Here is an 18,826-nt window from a genome sequence, read left to right as displayed (position 1 = left end):
GTCGGCTTCAGCGTCGGGCAGCCGCCGGCGGCCTCCGACGGACATGCTCGCCGAGCTCCCGTGGCCCATGCGGGCCGGGCCACCGACGCCCATGGAAGACGCACTGCGCTCGCCCTCCGTGCCCCGTGCGGGCGCGGCGGGCCGGTTCGCGGTCGAGCGGCCCGGGAACCGCGGCGCCGAGGCGCGCGCGCGCGACGCTGCCGGGGCGCTTCTTGCGAGCGGGCGCGCGGGTCTGTTACCGTGGGCGCCCGTGGCGGACGCCAGCGATTCGCAGCTGCTCACGGCCTGGCGCGGCGGCGATCAGGCGGCCGGCGAGGCCCTGTTCGCCCGCCACTTCGCGTCGATCGCCCGCTTCTTCCGCAACAAGACCCACGGCGACATCGAGGAGCTGATCCAGCGGACCTTCCTCGGCTGTCTCGAAGGACAGCAGCGGTTCAGCGGCGAGGGCAGCTTCCGCGGCTTCCTGTTCGGGATCGCCCGCAACGTGCTCTACAACCACTTGCGGACGAACCACCGCCACGGCCAGCCGCTCGACCTCGACGAGGTGTCGCTGTGCGAGCTGGGCCCGACGGCCAGCGCGGTGGTGGCCAAGGAGCAAGAGGAGCAGCTGCTGCTCGACGCGCTGTTCCGCCTGCCGCTGGCCCACCAGCTGGTGATCGAGCTGTTCTACTGGGAGGAGCTCAGCCTGGCCGAGATCGCCGAGGCGCTGGGGGTGCCGGTCGGCACCGCGGCGACCCGGCTGCGCCGCGCGCGGCAGCTGCTCGAGGAGCAGATGGCGATGCTGACCAGCTCGCAGGCGGTGCGCGAGCGGATCCCGTTCGGCTTCGAGACGTGGGCCCGCAACCTGCGGGACCAGCAGTAAGCGGCCATGGACCCCGAGCGCCCAGGCCCGCGCCCAGGCGCGCTGTCGGACCTCGAGGCGAAGCTGCTGGCGGCGAAGGTCGGCGGGCGCCTGTTCCAAAGGCCAGCCGAGCCGGTGCAGCTGGGCCGCTACCGCCTGCTCGGGCGGCTCGGCCAGGGCGGCATGAGCGTGGTGTTCCGCGCCCAGGACCCGCAGCTGCGCCGCGAGGTCGCCGTCAAGCTGCTGCACTCGCCGCGCGGCCAGCCCGACCCCGAGCAGCTGGCCCGCCTGCGCCGCGAGGCCCAGGCGCTCGGCCGCCTGTCGCACCCCAACGTGGTCCAGGTGTTCGAGATCGGCGAGGCCGACGGGCAGTCGTTCGTGGTGATGGAGTTCGTCCGCGGGACGACGCTGCGCGAGTGGCTGCGCGAGCGCCCGCGGGCGCCCGCGGAGGTGGTGGCGATGATCTCGCAGGCCGGCCGCGGCCTGGCTGCGGCCCACGCGGCCGGCATCATCCACCGCGACTTCAAGCCGGAGAACGTGCTGGTCGGCGAGGACGGGCGCGCCCGCGTGGTCGACTTCGGGCTGGCCCGCGCCAACCCGGGCGCGCCGGCGGACACGTCGACGGGCAGCCTCGACGCGCCGCTGACGAAGTCGGGCACGGTGCTGGGGACGCCGGCGTTCATGGCCCCCGAGCAGCTGCGCGACCCGGGCCGCGCCGACGCCCGCTCCGACCAGTTCAGCTTCTGCGTGATGGCCTACGAGGCGCTCCACGGCGAGCGCCCGTTCGAGGACCTGGCCGCGGTGGCCGCGGGGACGCTGCGGCCGCCGCCGCCGGGGTCGACGGTGCCGCCCGCCCTGCGCGAGGCGCTGCTCCGCGGCCTGCGGGTCGACCCGGCCGAGCGCTGGCCGACGATGGACGCGCTGCTGGCCGCCCTGACCGCCGGGGACGCCAGGGCGGCCAGCAGGCCGGGACGGCGCCGGTGGCTGCTCGGCGCCGGGGCGCTGGGACTCATCGTCGCGGCGGTGCTCGGGGGTCGCGCCTGGTCGGCCCACCGCGAGGCGCAGGCCGCCGAACAGCGGGCCGCCGCGCTCGCGCAGAAGCTGGCGCGGCTGCTGGCGGCCGACCAGGTCGAGGCGGCCCGCTTCGCCCTGGCCGAGCTGAGCGACGCGGAGGCCGGCCGGGCCTGGGCCGACTGGGCGCGGCTGCTCGAGCGAGCTCCCGGCCGATCGGCGCGCGAGGCGTGGGCCCACGCGTACGTGTTCGCGGGCGCCGACGCGCAAGCCGGCCGCGAGGCGCTGCTCGGGCTGGCGCGCGAGGCGGTGGGGCGGCGCGAGGACGGGCGCGCGCGCGCACCGAGCCGGCGGCGCCCCGGCCACAGCCCGACGGGCGAGCGCGAGGGCGCGCAGCGGCGCGTCGACGGCGGGACGGCCCCGCGCGACGGCGCCCCTCCGGGCGCCACGGGCCCGGCCGACGCGCGCGATGGCGCCCCTCTCCGCGCCGCCGATCCAACCGACGCGCGCGATGGCGCCCATCTCGGCACCGAAAATCCCGCCACCACGCGCGATGGCGCCCCTCCGCCCACCCGCGCGGACCGGGCCGGCGAGGCCGCCAGGGTCCTGGCGCTGATCACCGTCGAGGCCCCGGAGCTGCTCGCCGCCTCCGAGCTGGCCCCGCTGCAGGCCGCCGCGCGCGCAGCGGTCGAGCTTCCAGGGCGATCCCCCGGCGAGCCCGCCCTGGCGAGCCGGCTCGCGGACGCCGCGGTGCCGCCCGAGGTCGTCGCCCTGGCCCGGGCGGGGCTGCTCGACCTGTCGGCGGCGACGCTGCTCACCCTCGCGGGCCGCGCGGACGCGCCGACCCGCGCGCGCTGGCAGCTGGCGGCGGCGGCCCTCTTCGCCGCGGACGACGACGCGACCCGGGCCCTGGCCCTGGCGACCGCCGCCGCCGAGGAGCCGACGATCCGCGACGCGGCCCTGGCCGAGCAGGTCGCCCTGCTCGTGCGCGACGGCGACATCGAAGCCGCCGCCGAAATTCACGCCACCCGGCTGCGCGAGGCGACCCTGGACGCGGCGGCGCGGCGCGACGCCGAGGCCCTGCGCGACCGCCTGGCCGTGCTGGCCGCGCGCACGCGGCTGTCGCTGCGCTTCGGCGAGGGCGACGCGTGGACCTTCGTGGAGCCCGCGGCGCTGCGCCGCGACCCGGTCGGTCACGCGCTCGTCGTCGACAGCGACGCCGGCGCGCTCGCGGCCTGGTCGCTCGAGCTCCGCGCCGATCGCCTGATCGTCGACGTCGCGCTCACGCCGGCGTCCCTGGCACCCGACGCCGCCTTCGCGGTGCAGGTGCTCGGCGCCGACGCCTCGGCCCAGGTCGGCCTGCAAGCGTTCGGCGACGGCGAGGGGCCGCCCGCGCTCGCGCTGACGTGCGGGTCGTGGGCCTCGTCGCAAGCGCCACGACCCGACGACCGCCACGACGGCTCCGAGGCGAGCGCGGGTCCTCGCAGCGACGCGAGCGGTCCGGCTCGCGACGACGCGAACCCCTCGCCGACCGCGAGCGCCGCATCTCGCCACGATACGCCCGCCTCCCCGGCCCTCGCCTCGCGCGTCGACGCGAGCGCCCTCGTCGGCACTGCACGCGCCGATCGGACCGTCCCGCCGCTGACGCTGCGACTCGACCTCGACCTCGCCGGCGGCACCGCGACCTGTCGCGTCCTCGACGCGAACCTGTCGACGGGCGTCCGCGAGGCCGTACCCCTGCGAGGACGCTGGCCTCTCGGTCCAGTCACGCTCGCGCTGCAGGCCCCGACGACCCGGGCCGCCTCGCCCATGCGCCTGCACCTCACCGGCGTCGAGCTGCGCGGCGCCTCGCCCGGCCCCGCCCGGCCCCACGAGCCGCTCGCGCGCGCCGGGGCGCTGCTGGTCGACGGCGACGCGCGGGCGGCGAGCGAGCTGCTCGCCGACATCGCCGACCCCAGGGCCCGGCTGTGGCAGGCGATCGCGGCGATCCGCCTCGGACGCTGGCGAGACGTCGCCGCCCCGCTGGAGCTCGCCCTCGCCGGAGATCCTGCGCTCGAGCTCGAGCTGCAGCGATGGCTGCGCGACGACCCCGACGGCCTCGCCCCGGCGCTGCGACCCGCGCTCGGCGAGGCGCGCTACCTCCAGCTGTTCGCGCGCGCGTGGAGCCACGAGCTGGGCGCAGCGAGCCTCTCGCCCGCGATCGTGCGGCGCCTGCTCGCCGAGCTCGGCGGCCTCGACGAGCGCTGCGCCGGCGCCGACGTGTGCGCCGAGCTGCACCGCGCGCACGGCAGGGCGCTGGCGCAGATCGGCGAACCTGCGCGCGCGCGCCGGGCCTTCGAGGCCGCGCTCGCGGTCGCGCCGGAGGACCCCTCCGGCCGCGCGCTCGCCAGTCAGCTGGTCCTCGATCTCGCGCTGGTCAAGGCGCAGTGACCCGCGCGACGTCCCCCAGGTGCGGCGCGCCGTGACCCCACGCGACCTCTCTGCGCGGACCGGCGAGAGCGAGTGTCTCCGCGTCCCTGCGGCCACTCCAGCTGGAGCGCCACGCGTCGACGGCCGCGCGAACTCGGTTGACGGGGCAGCACGCGCATGCTGTGCTTCTCGCGAGCGATGCGCAGGATGTCCTTGTTGTTGGGCCTTTGCGGCGGGACGCTGCTGTTCGCGTGCGGCGACGACGGCGGCACCGATTCCGGCGGGCAGATGATGTACACCACCCACGGCAGCGTCAGCGACGGCCTCAACAGCGTGGGCGACGTCCTCGCCGCTCCCGGCGACGGCGTGTTCGGCGTCCAGAGCGGCAGCGAGCTCGGCCAGATCCGCGACGGCTGGACCGTCGAGTACCAGAAGATCCTCGTCTCCGTCGGCACCGTCACCTTCACCACCGCCAGCGGCGGCGAGGTCGAGGTCGCCACCGACTTCGTCGTCGACCTGCTGAGCCTGCCGGTGGGCGGCGCCCTCCTCGATCACGTCGACGGGCGCGAGAAGCCGTCCGCGATCGCCTTCACCCTGCCGCCGGCGGTCACCGACAAGAGCCGGCCGCTGTCGCCCTTCACCCTCGAGCAGGACGTCAAGCAGATGGTCGAGGGCGGCTACTCGCTCTACGTCGAGGGCACGATCGAGAAGGCCGACGGCATGTCGTGCAGGCCCGACGTCCCGTCCGATTGCGCACCGGCCCCGATCGTCCGCTTCCGCTGGGGCCTGCCGCACGGCCTCGCCTATGACGATTGCGTGTGGACCGACCCGACCGTCCCCCAGGAGAACGTGACCTTGACGTTCCCCGCAGTCACCTGGCTGCAGACCGTCATCGGCGGCGAGAGCCCGACCCTGCGCGCGCAGTGGATCGCCGACGCCGACCTCGACCGCGACGGCGAGACCACGATCGCCGAGCTCGAGCAGGTCGACGCGACGAGGCTGCTGAGCCGCCGCCGCGGCTACGATCTGTCCGGCGCCTCCCAATCGATCGCCACCGTCTACGACTACCTGCGCGAGCAGGCGCGCCAGATCGGCATGCGCGCGTGGGGCGAGTGCGGCTCGGTCACCGACCTCTGACGAAAGCCGGGACGCCGGGCCGCACCCCGGCTCGATTCAGGCGCCGAGCCGCCGCTGCCCGAGAGCGAAGGTAATGCCGCTCTGAAGAGTGCCGCGGGTGACGATGTGCTCGAGGTTCGCCTCGAGCTGCACCAGGGTTTGCGCGATCTCCGGGCGGATCCCGGTGATGATCACCTGCGAGCCCAGCAGCCGCGCTGCGGCTGCGGTGCGAAGGAGCGCGCCGGCGACCGCAGTGTCGACGACGAGCACGCCTGTGATGTCGAGGATGACGAATCGCGCCCGGGTGTCTGCAATGCCCCGGAGGATCGCCTCCATGATCTGTTTGGCGCGCATCGAATCGACCGTCCCGATCATCGGCATCACGAGGATTTCATCGGTGACCGGGATCAGCGGCGTCGAGAGCTCCTGGATCGCCCGCGCCTGGGCGAGCAGCAGCTGTTGTCGCTGCGCCTCCTCGGCTTCGGCCCGCTTGCGCGCCGTGATGTCGGTGTTGAGCTCGAGCACCTCGTCGGCCTGGCCGTCGTGCCCGCGCTTGAGCACCCAGCGGCTCGCGACGACGACGTCCTGGCCGTCCGCGCGGGCGTGCGTGAGCTCGCCGTTCCAGTGGCCGGTCGTTTGCAGGTGCTGGTCGATCGCCTCGAGCTCGGAGGGGAAGCGGGTCCCCAGCAGCGCGTGCGAGACCCGTCCCATCGCTGCGGCGCGCTCGTGGCCGTAGAGCCGCTCGGCGCCGCGGTTCCAGTACGTGATCGTGCCACCGAGGGTGCGGGTCATGATCGCGTCCTGGGCCAGGTCGAGCAGTTCGGCCAGCCTGCGCGATTGGTCGGTCTGCCGCGCCAGTTCCAGCCTCGCGTGCTCGCGCTCGGTCACATCCGAACTGAGCCCGGCGACGCCGAGGAGCTCGCCCGAGCGGCCGTGCATCGGCCTGAACTGCGTCTCGAAGATCCTCCCGTTCTCGCGGGAGAGGGAGGTGTGCGGCTCGCCGGCGAGGGCCAGCTTCAGGGGCCCGAGAGTCTCCGGGCGGTCCCGGTACATGTCGAGGACATTGAGGCCGACGAACAGTCCGGGTTGGCTCCCGATCATCCGTAGCGCCCTGCCCTCCGACAGCTTCACTGTGCCCTGGACATCCGTCGCCCAGGCCATGACGTCGAGGTTGTCGAACACCACGCGTACGATATCTTCGTATTCACTCATGATTGCACCCATACCGGCAGCGCCGCGGTGATAGGAACATTGTAAAGAGCTTGCCCTCAGGATCGCATGGGTCGCGCGTCTTATCCAGGACGGATCCCTCGCGGCGCGCGCTGGGGGCAATCTCCCCGCCCGGGAGACTCACAGGCAACAGGCCACAGGTGGGCGCCGATCAGAGTTTGCCGTGGACCATATCATTGCTTCATCATCCTCCTGCGTTTGGGTAGCTATTCGCAATCGAACGAGGGCCGACGCGCCTGAAAGTCCAGCGGGTGAGAAGCGCCCGTGGACATCAGCGGCACCGCGCGCATCCATCCTGATCGATCTGCGAGCGAATATTCGAGGTGTCGAATCGGTGCTCGAACTCGATCGACATCTCCCCGACCGCGAAGGTCGATGCGGTCGTGGCCGTCGGTGCGGTAGCCCGGCGGCAACCCCGTTCGAGTCGTCCCTGCAGCGCGTCCTCGCCGAGCTCGAGCGCGTCGACCTGTTCGTGCGCGAGCGGGTCCGGCGATCGCGGCAGCGCAAACCCGACGACAAATTCGCCGACCTTTACGCTCTCCGAGCAGGAGCTCGACGCGCAGCTCGAGCGGCCGCTCGGCGTGCCGCGCTGCGCCGGCGAGGGGGCCCCGGCCGACCGCGCGCGTCAGGAGCTGCTGCGTCGCCACCGGCGCGACATCCGAAGCGACGCTCGAGTCGAGGCCGGTGACGCGTCGCTCGTGCATCGACCCCGAAGACGCGCTCGGGCCCAGCCCCGCCGAAGCGCGCGGGTGTTACCCATGTCCTCGCATCACGGCGTCACCGTGAGGCACCACTTTCCCGTCCGGGCATCGTGGAAGGGCTCAGGCGAACCCCTGGTATCGCTCTGAGTGCGAGAACGCGCCGTGCGGCATGGATCGCGCGGAGCCGGCCGAACGGAAGTACGTCCCTCCGTGGCGGCGAAGACGGCTCCGCGGCCGGAGTGCGCATCGCCCCGAGCCATGGCCACCTGCGAACGATTCCGTCACGGAAATCGGTCACGACCGGGTGTGCTTCGTTGCATCACGAGACCAGCATCGCGGCTGCCGCGGGGTCGCGCCCGCTTGAGCCTTCGTGCGAGATGGGAAATCGTGGGATACGGCATGAAGAACTCCATCTTTCGCATTTTTACTGCTGGCCTGTGGGCCACGACCCTCGCCGGGTGCGGCGAGGACGGCGGCAACCTCACCGGGGTCTCGGCGAGCGACGGCACGTCGGACGACACCACCACCTCGACGTCCGGCGCCAGCGACCCGACCCCGGGCAGCGTCACGAACACGGAGAGCAACGGCACCCAGCCGACCACCGGGTCGAGCATGGGCGAGACGCAGGGGACGACCGACGCGGACCCGACCGGCACCTCGAGCACCACGGCGGACACCGAGGCAGTGACGGAGCCGATGCCCGAGTGTGGCAACGGCGTGCAAGAGGGCGACGAGGAGTGCGACGACGGCAACCAGGACGCGGGCGACGGCTGCGAGCCGACCTGCATCGAGACGCCGGTGTGCGGCAACAACGAGGTCGAGCCGGGCGAGGCGTGCGACGACGGCAACACCGAAGACGGCGACGAGTGCAGCGCCGACTGCCTCACGGCCACGCCGACCCAGGACTGCGGCAACGGCACGGTCGAGCTCCCCGAGGAGTGTGACGACGGCAACCAGGACGCGGGCGACGGCTGCGAGCCGGACTGCACGAATACCCCGCCGGAGTGCGGCAACGGCATCAAGGAGGGCGACGAACAGTGTGACGACGGCAACATGGTCAACGGCGGGCCCGGCGACTTCTGCCTCAACAACTGTACGCCCTTCTTCCCGGCCAACTGCCAGGCGCCGGCCGACTACGCCGTCTGCGACGACGGCAACGCGATCCTGACCGACAAGGCCGACAAGAAGAACGTGCTCAAGGCGATCGGCATCTGCGATCTTCAGCCCAACAACTCGATCGTCACGACCGCCTTCGAGTTCGACGCCTCGGCGAAGAACAACACCTGGCAGGTGGCCCGCGGCTACGGCTCGCACATGATCGACCACGACAACGACCCGCAGACGCCGCAGAAGCGGCTGTACAGCCCGCGCGAGGGCGAGTCGATGTTGATCCTGTCGAGCGGCGTCATCTCCCCGCCGAACGCCGAGGGCATCGTCACCGAGCTGCCGAACTCCCAGGTCCTGAACAACGAGAACCAGAACTTCGACGGCGACACCCTGCCGCCCCCGTTCAAGGCGGTGAACGGCAGCAACAACGGCGGCGGCGGCACTCCGTTCAAGAACTGCGACAACGGGGCCGGCGACAACGACTGCTCCGACACGATTCAGAACCAGTGGAGCGAGGGCTACAACGACCCCGAGGATCGCATCTACTTCACGTTCAAGACCGTGGTGCCGGCCGGGACCTTCGGTTACTCGTTCGAGTTCGCGTTCTGCTCGTCCGAGTGGCCCGACTGGGTCGGCGACGGCTACAACGACCTGCTGATCGCCTACCAGGTCGACCCGACGCCCGACGACCCCAACGCCGACCCGCCGATCGATCCGTACAGCGGCAACGTCACCTTCATCCCCGACCCGAACAACAACATGCAGGGGCTGCCGATCACCATCACGGCGCTCGACCCCTACTTCATCCAGCAGGGCTACACGTACAACGAGCCGCAGATGGTCGGCACCGGGTTCGAGGGCCACGCGTGCTCCGACTGGTTCACCGCCAAGGGCGGCGTGCAGCCGGGCGCCGAGATCACCGTCGGCTTCTTCTTCGCCGACATGGCCGACGCCAACCTCGCCTCGGTCACCCTGCTCGACAACTTCCGCTGGGACTGCGAGGGTTGCGTCCCGAGCGAGGTCGACGACTGCGGCGTTCAGCCGATGTGACAGCCTCGGTGACGCGCGGACGCCGGGTCACCACCGAGGCCCGGTCGCCGTGAATCGGAAGAGGACCGGTGGCCCACGAGCAACACGGACAGCCCGTGGGCCACTGCCTGCTTTGATGGATCTGCACGCAGATAGACAAGGGCTCAGGGTCCCTTGCATTCCTGGAAGAATAGAAGCGTCCGGCGAAATGCGTCGTGACGAGGCGCCAGCCGGGGACTCCATCGTCGACAACCACGACGTCCCGGGCCGCCCTCGCCGAGCTGTGAGCCTGCTCAGAGCGTGTAAGCGTCCGTGTCGGCCTCCAGGTCGTCGTCGGCGCTGAGCAGCTCGATCTTCACGCGCTTCCCCAGCGGCGAGGCCCTGGCCAGCTTGAAGAGGCCGTCGTCCTCCGGCCTGGGCCACAGGCACAGCCGGCGCAGCGTCGGCAGCGCCTTGCCGTCGAGCAGCGGCTGGAGCGTCTTCGGAGGCCAGACCAGCGACGGAGCCATGGGCTCGTCGTCTTCGACCCCGAAGCCCAGGTGAAGCTCCTCCAGGCTCGGCAGCGAAGCCTTCGCCAGCGAGGCCACCGACGCCGGCCGGGCCCCCGTGCGCGCATCCAGCACCCGGAGCGTGGGGTGATCGCCGGCCACGAATCCAGGGCAGAGCAGCCGCAGAATCTCCAGCCGCGGGCAGGCCCGGGACAGGGCGGTGAGGTCGCCGCAGTTGCGCTGCTCGAAGCCGACCAGCTCGTCCTGACCCTCGGGCAGAAAACCAAGACGCAGCTCACGCAACGCCGCGAGCGGAGGCCCCTCGGCCAGCACCCGGATGGCCTTGTCGGCCTTCTCGTCGATGTTGACGATGGTGAGCGTCTCCAGCTTCTGCGCCACGGGGTGCTTCACCAGCTTGGCCAGGATCTTGAGCGGCCCCGAGAACGCCACCTTCCGCCAGGCCTTGCCCTCACGGTCGGTGGCCGGCGATTTCATGTTGTAAGCGTACGAGATCAGGTTGTCCTCGATCTCGCTCAGCACCTCGTCCGTCGGCGGACTCGCCGGGGTCTTGCTCGCCGTGGCTTTGCCCGTCTTGGGTTTGCCCGCCGCGGCCTTGCGGGTCGTGGCCTCGCCTGAAGTCTTTGGCTTCGTCGTCTTGTTCCTGGCCATTCGCGGTCAGCATACGCAAAATCCCCACCGGGGTATCGGCCGGCGCTGCCCTGCGGATCTACGCGCTCGGCCGCGCTCGCGTACAAATGCTCGTAGACCGCGTGCGCGTCGGCGACGAAATAGCCCTATAGCCCTTCAGGGGCCGATCGACGGCCTCGCCGTCGTGGGCCGGCGAGAAGCGTAACAGGAGGTGGCGCTCCGGCACGAGCACCCAAAAGTGGGCGCTGGTGCTGCTCCTTCGCCTACACGAGGCGTCGATGCACAGCTCGAGCTCGCGGGAGCTCCGAGCGTCGCGGCTCCTGTCAATGCCGTTACGGGCCCGTCATGAGACCGGGCCGTCGGGCTACCGCTGCAGCCACGCCTCGACCGCCGCCAGCTCCTCGCTGAACGCCGGGCCTTCCTCGCGGAACGTCGCGGCTGCCTGTTCGGCCAGGTCGCGGCTGCGCGGCGGGTCGCTGGCCGCCAGCGCGCGGGCCAGGCGGAAGCGGGCCTCGGCGAGCTGGTGGCTGGCGATCCCGCCCTTGCTGCGGATCTGGACCGCGCGCTCGAGCAGGGGCGTCGCCGCGGCCGGCTGGTCGCGGGCCAGCTCGAGGTCGCCGAGCGCCACCAGCACCTCCGCGACCTCCGGCGTGTCGCGGCCGAGGGTCTCGCGGATCGCCAGCGCCTCCGTCAGGCTCGCCTCGGCCTCCGTGCGGGCCCCGCGGGCCAGGTGGGCCTCGCCGAGGCGGAGCAGCGACGTCCCCGTCGCCGGGTGCTTGCGGCCGCGGGCGCGCGCCGAGATCGCCAGCGCCCGCTCCAGCGTCGCCACCGCGGCCGCGGGGTCGCTGCGGCGCTGCAGCAGCCCGAGAGTGTTGAGCACCGGCGCCAGGTCGGGGTGATTCGGCCCGAGCGCCGCCTCGGCCATCGTCGCCGCCTCGGTCGCCTGCGCCAGCGCCTGCTCGCGCTCGCCGCGAGCGGCCCGCACCAGCGCCAGGTTGCGCAGCGAGCTGGCGATGTCGGGGTGGCCCGGCGGCAGCATGCGCTGCTGGATCGCCAGCGCCCGCTCGTGCAGCGCCTGCGCCTCCGCGTAGCTGCCGATCCGGTAGTTCAGGGTGCCGAGGCTGTCGAGGATCGCCACCACCTCCGGGTGCGACTCGTCGAGCTTGCGCTCGCGGATCGTCAGCACCCGCTGCAGCAGCTCGCGGGCCGCCAGGCGGTCGCCCTCGAGCAGGTTGAGCAGGCCGAGGTTCTGCAGCGTGACCGCGACGTCGAGGTCGCTCGGCCCGAGCCGGGCCTCGCGGATCGCCAGCGCCCGGGTCAACAGGGCCCGCGCCTCCGCGTAGCGGCCGCGGACGTGCTGCAGCCGGCCGAGGTTGTTGAGCGACGTGCCGACCTCGAGGTCGTCGGGACCGAGCGCGTGCTCGGCGACCGCCACCGCCTCCTCGAGCAGCGGCAGGGCCGCGTCGTAGTGGCCGCGCTGCTGCTCGAGCAGGCCGAGGTTGTTGGCCGAGACCCCGACGGCCGGGTGGTCGGCGCCGAGGGCTTCGCGGCGGATGGCCAGGGCGCGGGTCTGGGCCGCCAGCGCCTTGTCGAGCGACTCGCGGGTGCGGTGGATTCCGCCGATCACGTCGAGGGCGGCGGCGACCGTCGGGTGATCGGGCCCGAGCAGCTCCTCGCGGATCGCCAGCGCCCGCTCCAGCTCGGACAGCGCCAGCTCGTGCTCCCCGCGCGACGCGTGCACCAGCGCCACGTTCTGGGCCAGGCTGGCGCCCAGGAGCCCGCGCGTCTCGCCGAGCCGCTGCACGATCACCTCGGCCGGCAGGGCCCACTGCAGCGCCTCCGGGGCGCGCCCGCGGTCGCGGCCGATCGTGCCGACCAGCTGGATCGCCGCCCCGGCCGCCACCTCGTCGGCCCGCAGCGCCTCCGCCTCGACGTACACCTGCCGCAGCGCCTCCTCGGCGCGCTCGAACGCGTCGCCGCACTCCGCCAGGTCGGCCACCAGGTCGCGCGCCGCCACCACCAGCGGCGCGTGCGGCAGCGCCTCGGCGGTGGCCAGCATCGCCTCGGCCTGCGGCAGGCCGCTGCAGTCGCCCGCCACCAGCCGCCCGCGCGCCTGCTGCAGCTCGCGCCGCAGCGCGTACGCCCGCTCGCGCGTGTCCGGGTCGTCCGGCGGCGCCGGCATGCGCTCGAGGTAGCTCTTCTCGGCGCACGGCTCCAGCGGCGCCAGCGCGGCCACTGCCGGCACCAGGCGCTGCACCTGGGCGGCCGGGTCGGCGGTGAACACCTCGAGCAGGGCCGCCAGCGTCTCGCGCTGTTCGTCGAGGCAGGCCACGCTCTGGCGGTAGAGCGCGGGCGGGCGCGAGCCGTCGACCTCGGCCTCGGTGCACACGCGCGAGCGCAGCTCCGACCACTCGCCGGCCCAGCGATCGATGCGCGGCAGCGCCTTCTGGAAGCTCGTCTCGGCGAACGGCGCCCCCGTGGCCAGCAGCGCCGCGTGCAGGCCCGCCCGCGCCTGCTCGTGCCACACCTCGTCGATCTGCCGACCCGCCGCCGCGCAGCCGGCCACGCTGCGGGCCCGCAGCCCGAACACCCCCAGGGCCAGCAGCGCCGCCGCCAGCAGCCCGAACACCAGCGGCCGCCGCCGCTCGCGCGCGAGCCCTCGCTCCAGCTCCGCCAGCAGCGCGTCCATCGACGCGAACCGCCGCGACGGCGAGCGCGAGAGCCCCCGCTCCAGCGCCCGCCCGAGCCACGCCGGCGCCCGTCGCTTGCCCTCCGGAGGCCGCGCCAGCGGCCCCTCGGTGACCGCGAACATCAGCTCGTGCACCGAGTCGCCGCGGAACGGCCGCTCCGCGTACAGCGCCTCCCACAGCGCCACGCACAGCGCGAATTGGTCGGTGCGGGCGTCGACCTCGTCGTCCTGCCACTGCTCCGGCGCCATGTACGCCGGCGTCCCCAGCCGCGTCCCCGCGCGGGTCAGCCGGACATCCGTCGCGCTCGCGCGCAGGTCGCCCGGCAGGCTCGGCTCGCGCGACAGCCCGACCCCCGCGCGCGCCAGGCCGAAGTCCATCACCCGCACGCGCCCGTCGCCGCCGACCATCACGTTGTCGGGCTTGAAGTCGCGGTGCACCAGGTCGACCGCGTGGGCCGCCGCCAGCCCGCCCGCCGCCGCCGCGAACACCTCGACGATCTCCCGCAGCGAGCGCGGCCGCTGGCGCAGCCACGTCCGCAGCGTCACCCCGTCGACGAACTCCATGGCGATGAAGACCTCGTCCTCCTCGCCGTCGCCGACCACCCCGACGTCGTGCACCGCGACCACGTTGGGGTGCGCCAGCCGGGCCAGCGCCCGCGCCTCGCGGATCATCCGCGCCGCCTCGCCGGGGCCGGCGTCGGGCCGCAGCAGCTTGAGCGCCACCTTGCGGTCGAGCTCCGGGTCGTGCGCCGCGTAGACCGCCCCCATCCCGCCGGTGCCGAGCAGCGACAGCACCACGTAGCGCCCGACCACGCTGCCCCGCTTCCGCGTCGGCCGGGCCGTCTGCTCGCCGGTCGCCGCCAGCCCGCCCGTCGCCGGCAGGGTCTCGGAGATCGCCAGCAGCCCGTCGCGCTCCTCCGACGGCCGCCCGCTGCCCTGCGGCGCCTGCAGCAGTGTTCGTTCGTCGTGGTCCACGGAGCGGCGGCCGATCGTCATGCGGACCTTAGCCCGGGAGGAGTACCCGCCGCCCGGGAAAAAATTGCCCCGGCGGGTGCAAAAAATCTCCCGCTCGCGGATCCGCCCGCGCCGAGGACGCCCTCCCCGCGGCACGGCAACGCCGGCACATTGATGTCCTTAAAGACATGTCGAAAAGAACATCCACGACGCGACCATCCGCCAGCCGGGACCTCCCGGCGACGACGCGCTTCACCACCTGTCTGAAAGGACACCTCCATCGCGCCGACCCGTCGAGGCTCGTCCGCCGCCCGGCACATCCGCGCGCGGCCTATCGAGGCGCGGCGGAGAACATCGCCTGCACTGGCCGGCGAGCCGCGCCGAGCCAGGGAGGCGGGCGCCACGAGGCGCACCGTCGTATCATCCCGAAATGCCCTCCTCCCGCCGCCCCCGCCGCCTGTGCCTGCTCACCCTCGCGTGGCTGGTCGCCGGCGGGTGCACCTCGCAGCAGCGCCCGGACTCGCCGCGCAAGACCCTCGACATCCCCGCGCTGCGGCTCCGGGCCTTCGTGCCCGAGGACGCCGTCGTCAGCGAGAAATCGGACGGCACGCACATCACCCTCGGGCCCATGGCTCGGTACGCCAAAGAGATGCAGATCGCCCCCGCTGGCGAGAGCGCGGACCTCCGCTTCGACCGCCGCGACGGCGCGCTCCACTACCGCATCGACATCGACGAGGACAGCGGCATGGGCGGCCCGTATTACACGCTCCTCGGCCGCGTCGAGGTCGCGGGTCGTCGCATCGACGTGAACTGCCAGGAACAATCCGAAGACTCGACCGATTTGGGCTGGTGCCTGGACATCGTCCGCACCTTCGAGGCCTCGCCGCGCTGACAGGTCGCCGAAAGCACGCCTCGGCGACGGGAGGCGGTTCGGTCGACCTCGACTTCTGCCACGAACGGTCCTGAGCCGCGCGCTCAATCGAAGGCCGCCAGGAAGCGCATGCTGGTCGTCCCGACCATGCCCGCGCCCGCCAGGTAGAGCGTGTCGTCGCCGGCCAGCGCCACCTGCATCGGCGAGCCGGCCGCGTTCTCGCAGACATGGCTGCCCGCCGGCTCGCCGTTCGGCGCGACGCGCGTGGCCACCGCGGTGAACGGTCCAAAGAGGCGATGCGAGAACGCCGAGGCGCCCCCAGAGGTGAAGTAGAAGTCGGTGGCGTCACCGGAATCGAGGGTCGGCAGCACCACACTGTTCCAGACCGAGGCGCCGCCGGCGGTGTAGCGCGCCGCCAGCGTCGGGGTCGCATTGGCCGCACCACCGAACAAGAAGTCGCCGCCCGCGACGACGCCGGCCCACATGCGCGTGACCGGCTCATCGAGATCGCGGGACCACTGCACTGCGCCGGTCGGTCCCAGGCGCAACGCCTTACCATGCTCCCCGATCGAAGTCGCCGCGGCCCCGCCGACGGCGTCGACCGCCAGCGGCGCGAGCCACTCGCCGTCGATCGTGGTGTCGAGCGTCTTGCTGCCGGTGGTGTCGTGGCGGACGAGGCGCGTGTGGTACGTGCCGTCCTCCCAGCCGATGCTCAGCAGCGTCGTTCCGTCGGCGCCGACGGCCAGCGCCGGCGCGCTCGCTTCGGGCAGCACGCCGACGGCCCGATCCCACAGCAACGAACCACCGACCGCGTACTTGCGGACGCCGCCGGTCGGAGACTGCCAGTCGCTGAAATAGGCGACGTACCAGGCGTCCGATGCGTCGAGTCCGCCGAAATTATACTGCCCGTCCGCCGTCGATCCCACGACCGTGCTACCCACCAGCACGCCGTCGGCGTCGATGTCGTGCATCACCGTCATGCCCGCCTCGTAGCCGCCCATCAACAGGTGCCCACGCGAATCCACGAACAGCGCCGCGGGGCTGTTCCACTCCGGGAACGTGAACATCCATTTCGCCCCCGGACAATCGAGCTGCGGAAGGCCCTCGGTCTCTTCGCCGCTCGTGCTCTCGGTGCCTCCATCGCCCGTGTCGCTGCTCGCCGTCACCCCGCTCGCGGTCGACATCTCCAGGGGCCCGGTCTGGCCGTCGCCCGTGCTCGGCCCGGTCTCGCCGCCCGACCATGACGCCGAACTGCCCGGCTCGCCCGACGAACCGAACTCGGCACCCGTCGATCCGGTACCGCCACCCGTGCTACTCGAGCCGCCCGTACCGCCGAGGCGCAGGACATCACACTGGCAGAGAGAGAGAACCGCGAGCGTCCAGGCGATGCGCATCGCACCGTTCGGTGCAATCTGCATGCCCGCCTCGTCGCGAAAAAATCTCGCATCACGTGAGGACCTTCACGACACACCGATCGCTGTGAATCCATCTCGACCCTCGGCGCCGTGCCACTCCGGCCGCTCACGACTCCGACCGCTGCTGTCCTCGCCGAGGCGGCAAGGAGTTCGCCAGCGACGAAGGAGCGAGGCCCTACTGACGGGCAGACGGACCGTGTCGAGCGGCGAGGCCCGACGCTGCGTCCTCGCTCGCGCCGATCGCATGGACGTGCCCGTCACCGTGTTCACATTCGGGCCCGACAAAATATGTGCGGACCGCACGACGAGCGATATCGTGTGCCGGGGCGCGGATCCCGGGCCGCCGCGGGCGTGCGCTCCCTGAGGCATCCGCGTCTGCCACGTCGATCGGCTCGGTCAGAGATGGTGTGACGGGACGAACCTCCGCGGCCAAAGCGCCAGCGACGAGCCGGAGGAGGCGACCGGCCGCCGGAGCGACGGCGGCGGTGAATGGCTCGCCCGAGCTGCCGCGCCGGCTGCCCTGGAGCGCCCCTGCCGGCGACAGATTCTTCTGAATGATGCATCACGGATGCGCGCGGCCTCACCGCAATGTGCGAAGCGCCTCGCACAGGCCCCCACGCCGGGCGTCGAGCGCATTCGCACCGGCCGACCGGCCGAGGCCGCCGACGGCGGATTCGCGCGTGGCGAAAATGGTTTGATCACCTCATAGAGACGGAGCAAGATGAACCGGGTCGAGGCCTCCGGCCCGCATAGAGGAATGGGCGGCGATGAGCGAAGACATCGATATCTTGCGGCTGAGCGGGACCACCCTGAAGGGCACCTTCGCGCTCGACCGGGCGGTCGCGCGCGGCGGCTTCGGCGTGGTCTATCGCGGGCGCCACCTCTCTCTGCACAAAGAGGTCGCGGTCAAAGTGTTCTGCCCGCTGGCCACCCCCGAGGCCTCCATCGAGCAGGAGGCCATCTCGCATTTCTTTCAGGAGATCAAGATCCTCTCCGCGCTCGAGCACCCGGCAATCGTGCGGCCCTACGACTGCGGCACGATCAACCTCCCCGAGCGCGGAAACGTGCCGTGGATGGCGCTCGAATGGATCGAGGGCCGCACCCTCGCGGAGATCTTGCGGCAGAGCCCGCGAATCGAGTGGTCCCCCCGCGAGGCGCTCGAGCTGCTGCGTCCGGTGATCGAGGCGCTCGGCGAGGCACACGCCCACGGCATCGCACATCGAGACATCGCGCCGAACAACATCATCGTGGCTGAATCCGCCCACGGTCGGCGTATTCGTCTGATCGACTTCGGCATCGCCTGTATCCGTCCGGCCTACGAGGAGCCGGCGTCGCTGCCGGACGCGCCCACCGGCTCGGTCCTCATCGCCCACTCGCCGAAGTACCCCGCCCCCGAGCAAGTGCTGCAACACCGCACGGGCACCTTCACCGATGTCCACGCCCTCGGGCTCATCCTCTATCACCTACTCACGGGTTACCTGCCCTACCCCAATTCGGCCAGCGACCCGGAGCACGGCGCGTGCGCGCTGCGACGACCGACCCCGGGCCTCGTCGGCCTCGACGTCGGCGCCTGGGAGCCCGTCCTGTCGCGCGCGGTCGCCATCAACCCGCGCGACCGCTTCGCCACCGCGCGCGAGCTCCTGACCGCGCTCGAGGAGACGCTCGACGCGGCGATCCCGGCGCACGACGAGTTCGAGGTGGCCCTGCCCGAGAATTGGCGCGTCGTGGACGTGGCACCGACCACGGTGCCGATCCTGCTCAATACGCCGGAGGTCACGGTGATCCTGCACCCGGTCGCGCTGACCGCCGACGAGCTGCGCCACGGCTTCGAGATCCCGATCACCGCCGGCCTGTCGTGCAAGCTGGTGGTCCAGCGCTACGCCGAGGTCTCGCTCGCCCTGACGGTCGTCGGCCACCCCGGCGAGCGGCCCGGGCTCTACTCCAATCCGAACGGCGTCGGCTCGCGCCTGACCCGCGCGATGCTCGACCCGGGCGCCGAGAAGGTCGTCTACGTCGGTCAGCGAGCCTTCGGCCTGCGCGAGGTCATCTGCTACGCCACCCAGGCCCGCCTGAGCGAGCGGCTCTCGATCGACGTCACCCGCCTGCACCTCACCGTCTGCTTCGCCACCCCGGTCCGCGACTTCATCGTCCTGCAGGTCGACGAGCCGGAGCTGGCGCGCGCCCACCTGGCATGTATCGGTATCACCTGAAGGATCGATGAGCGATGGCACAAACGACCGACATATCCGCGTCGAGGGCCGCCAGTCTCACGCAGGCGGCGCTCCCGCCCGAGGCGGCGATCAGCCGTGAGACCGTC

General features: G+C 72.4%; 10 protein-coding genes. 6 read left to right on the top strand and 4 right to left on the bottom strand.

Annotation, left to right across the window (positions count from 1 at the left end):
- Positions 1-250: 250 nt before the first annotated feature.
- The 3 genes from O0S08_RS09810 (at position 251) to O0S08_RS09800 (ending at position 5,398) form a co-directional block, all read left to right on the top strand.
- Positions 251-862 (top strand): RNA polymerase sigma factor, encoded by a 612-nt coding sequence (locus O0S08_RS09810; protein ID WP_269038789.1) that lies wholly within the window; start codon positions 251-253, stop codon positions 860-862.
- A 6-nt stretch (positions 863-868) separates the two neighbouring features.
- Entirely contained in the window at positions 869-4,282 is a 3,414-nt protein-coding gene (locus tag O0S08_RS09805) for a serine/threonine-protein kinase (RefSeq protein ID WP_269038788.1), read from the top strand.
- Positions 4,283-4,468: 186 nt separating this feature from the next.
- Positions 4,469-5,398, top strand: coding sequence for a hypothetical protein (locus O0S08_RS09800; RefSeq protein ID WP_269038787.1), 930 nt, complete (start codon positions 4,469-4,471; stop codon positions 5,396-5,398).
- A 36-nt stretch (positions 5,399-5,434) separates the two neighbouring features.
- Here O0S08_RS09800 and O0S08_RS09795 read toward each other — a convergent pair whose 3' ends face one another.
- Positions 5,435-6,559 (bottom strand): PAS domain S-box protein, encoded by a 1,125-nt coding sequence (locus O0S08_RS09795; RefSeq protein WP_269038786.1) that lies wholly within the window; start codon positions 6,557-6,559, stop codon positions 5,435-5,437.
- A 1,148-nt stretch (positions 6,560-7,707) separates the two neighbouring features.
- On the opposite strand from O0S08_RS09795, the gene O0S08_RS09790 reads away from it, so the two are divergent.
- On the top strand, positions 7,708-9,465 hold the full coding sequence (locus tag O0S08_RS09790; protein WP_269038785.1) for a hypothetical protein: 1,758 nt from the start codon (positions 7,708-7,710) through the stop codon (positions 9,463-9,465).
- 272 nt (positions 9,466-9,737) lie between these two features.
- Here O0S08_RS09790 and O0S08_RS09785 read toward each other — a convergent pair whose 3' ends face one another.
- Positions 9,738-10,601 (bottom strand): hypothetical protein, encoded by an 864-nt coding sequence (locus O0S08_RS09785; RefSeq protein ID WP_269038784.1) that lies wholly within the window; start codon positions 10,599-10,601, stop codon positions 9,738-9,740.
- A gap of 343 nt (positions 10,602-10,944) precedes the next feature.
- Positions 10,945-14,265 carry a tetratricopeptide repeat protein gene (locus tag O0S08_RS09780; RefSeq protein WP_269038783.1) on the bottom strand — a complete coding sequence of 1,107 codons (3,321 nt, stop codon included), beginning with the start codon at positions 14,263-14,265 and terminating at the stop codon, positions 10,945-10,947.
- Between the two features lie 388 nt (positions 14,266-14,653).
- Here O0S08_RS09780 and O0S08_RS09775 point away from each other — a divergent pair, with 388 nt between their 5' ends.
- Positions 14,654-15,115, top strand: a complete 462-nt coding sequence (locus tag O0S08_RS09775; protein ID WP_269038782.1) for a hypothetical protein — start codon at positions 14,654-14,656, stop codon at positions 15,113-15,115.
- 83 nt (positions 15,116-15,198) lie between these two features.
- Here the strand turns inward: O0S08_RS09775 and O0S08_RS09770 are convergent, their stop codons facing one another.
- Positions 15,199-16,512, bottom strand: a complete 1,314-nt coding sequence (locus O0S08_RS09770) for a hypothetical protein (protein ID WP_269038781.1) — start codon at positions 16,510-16,512, stop codon at positions 15,199-15,201.
- A 764-nt stretch (positions 16,513-17,276) separates the two neighbouring features.
- On the opposite strand from O0S08_RS09770, the gene O0S08_RS09765 reads away from it, so the two are divergent.
- Positions 17,277-18,719 (top strand): serine/threonine protein kinase, encoded by a 1,443-nt coding sequence (locus O0S08_RS09765; protein ID WP_269038780.1) that lies wholly within the window; start codon positions 17,277-17,279, stop codon positions 18,717-18,719.
- The last annotated feature ends 107 nt before the right edge of the window (positions 18,720-18,826 follow it).

Source organism: Nannocystis punicea (assembly GCF_026965555.1).
GTDB lineage: Bacteria > Myxococcota_A > Polyangia > Nannocystales > Nannocystaceae > Nannocystis > Nannocystis punicea.
This window is presented reverse-complemented; position numbering and strand designations above follow the sequence as displayed.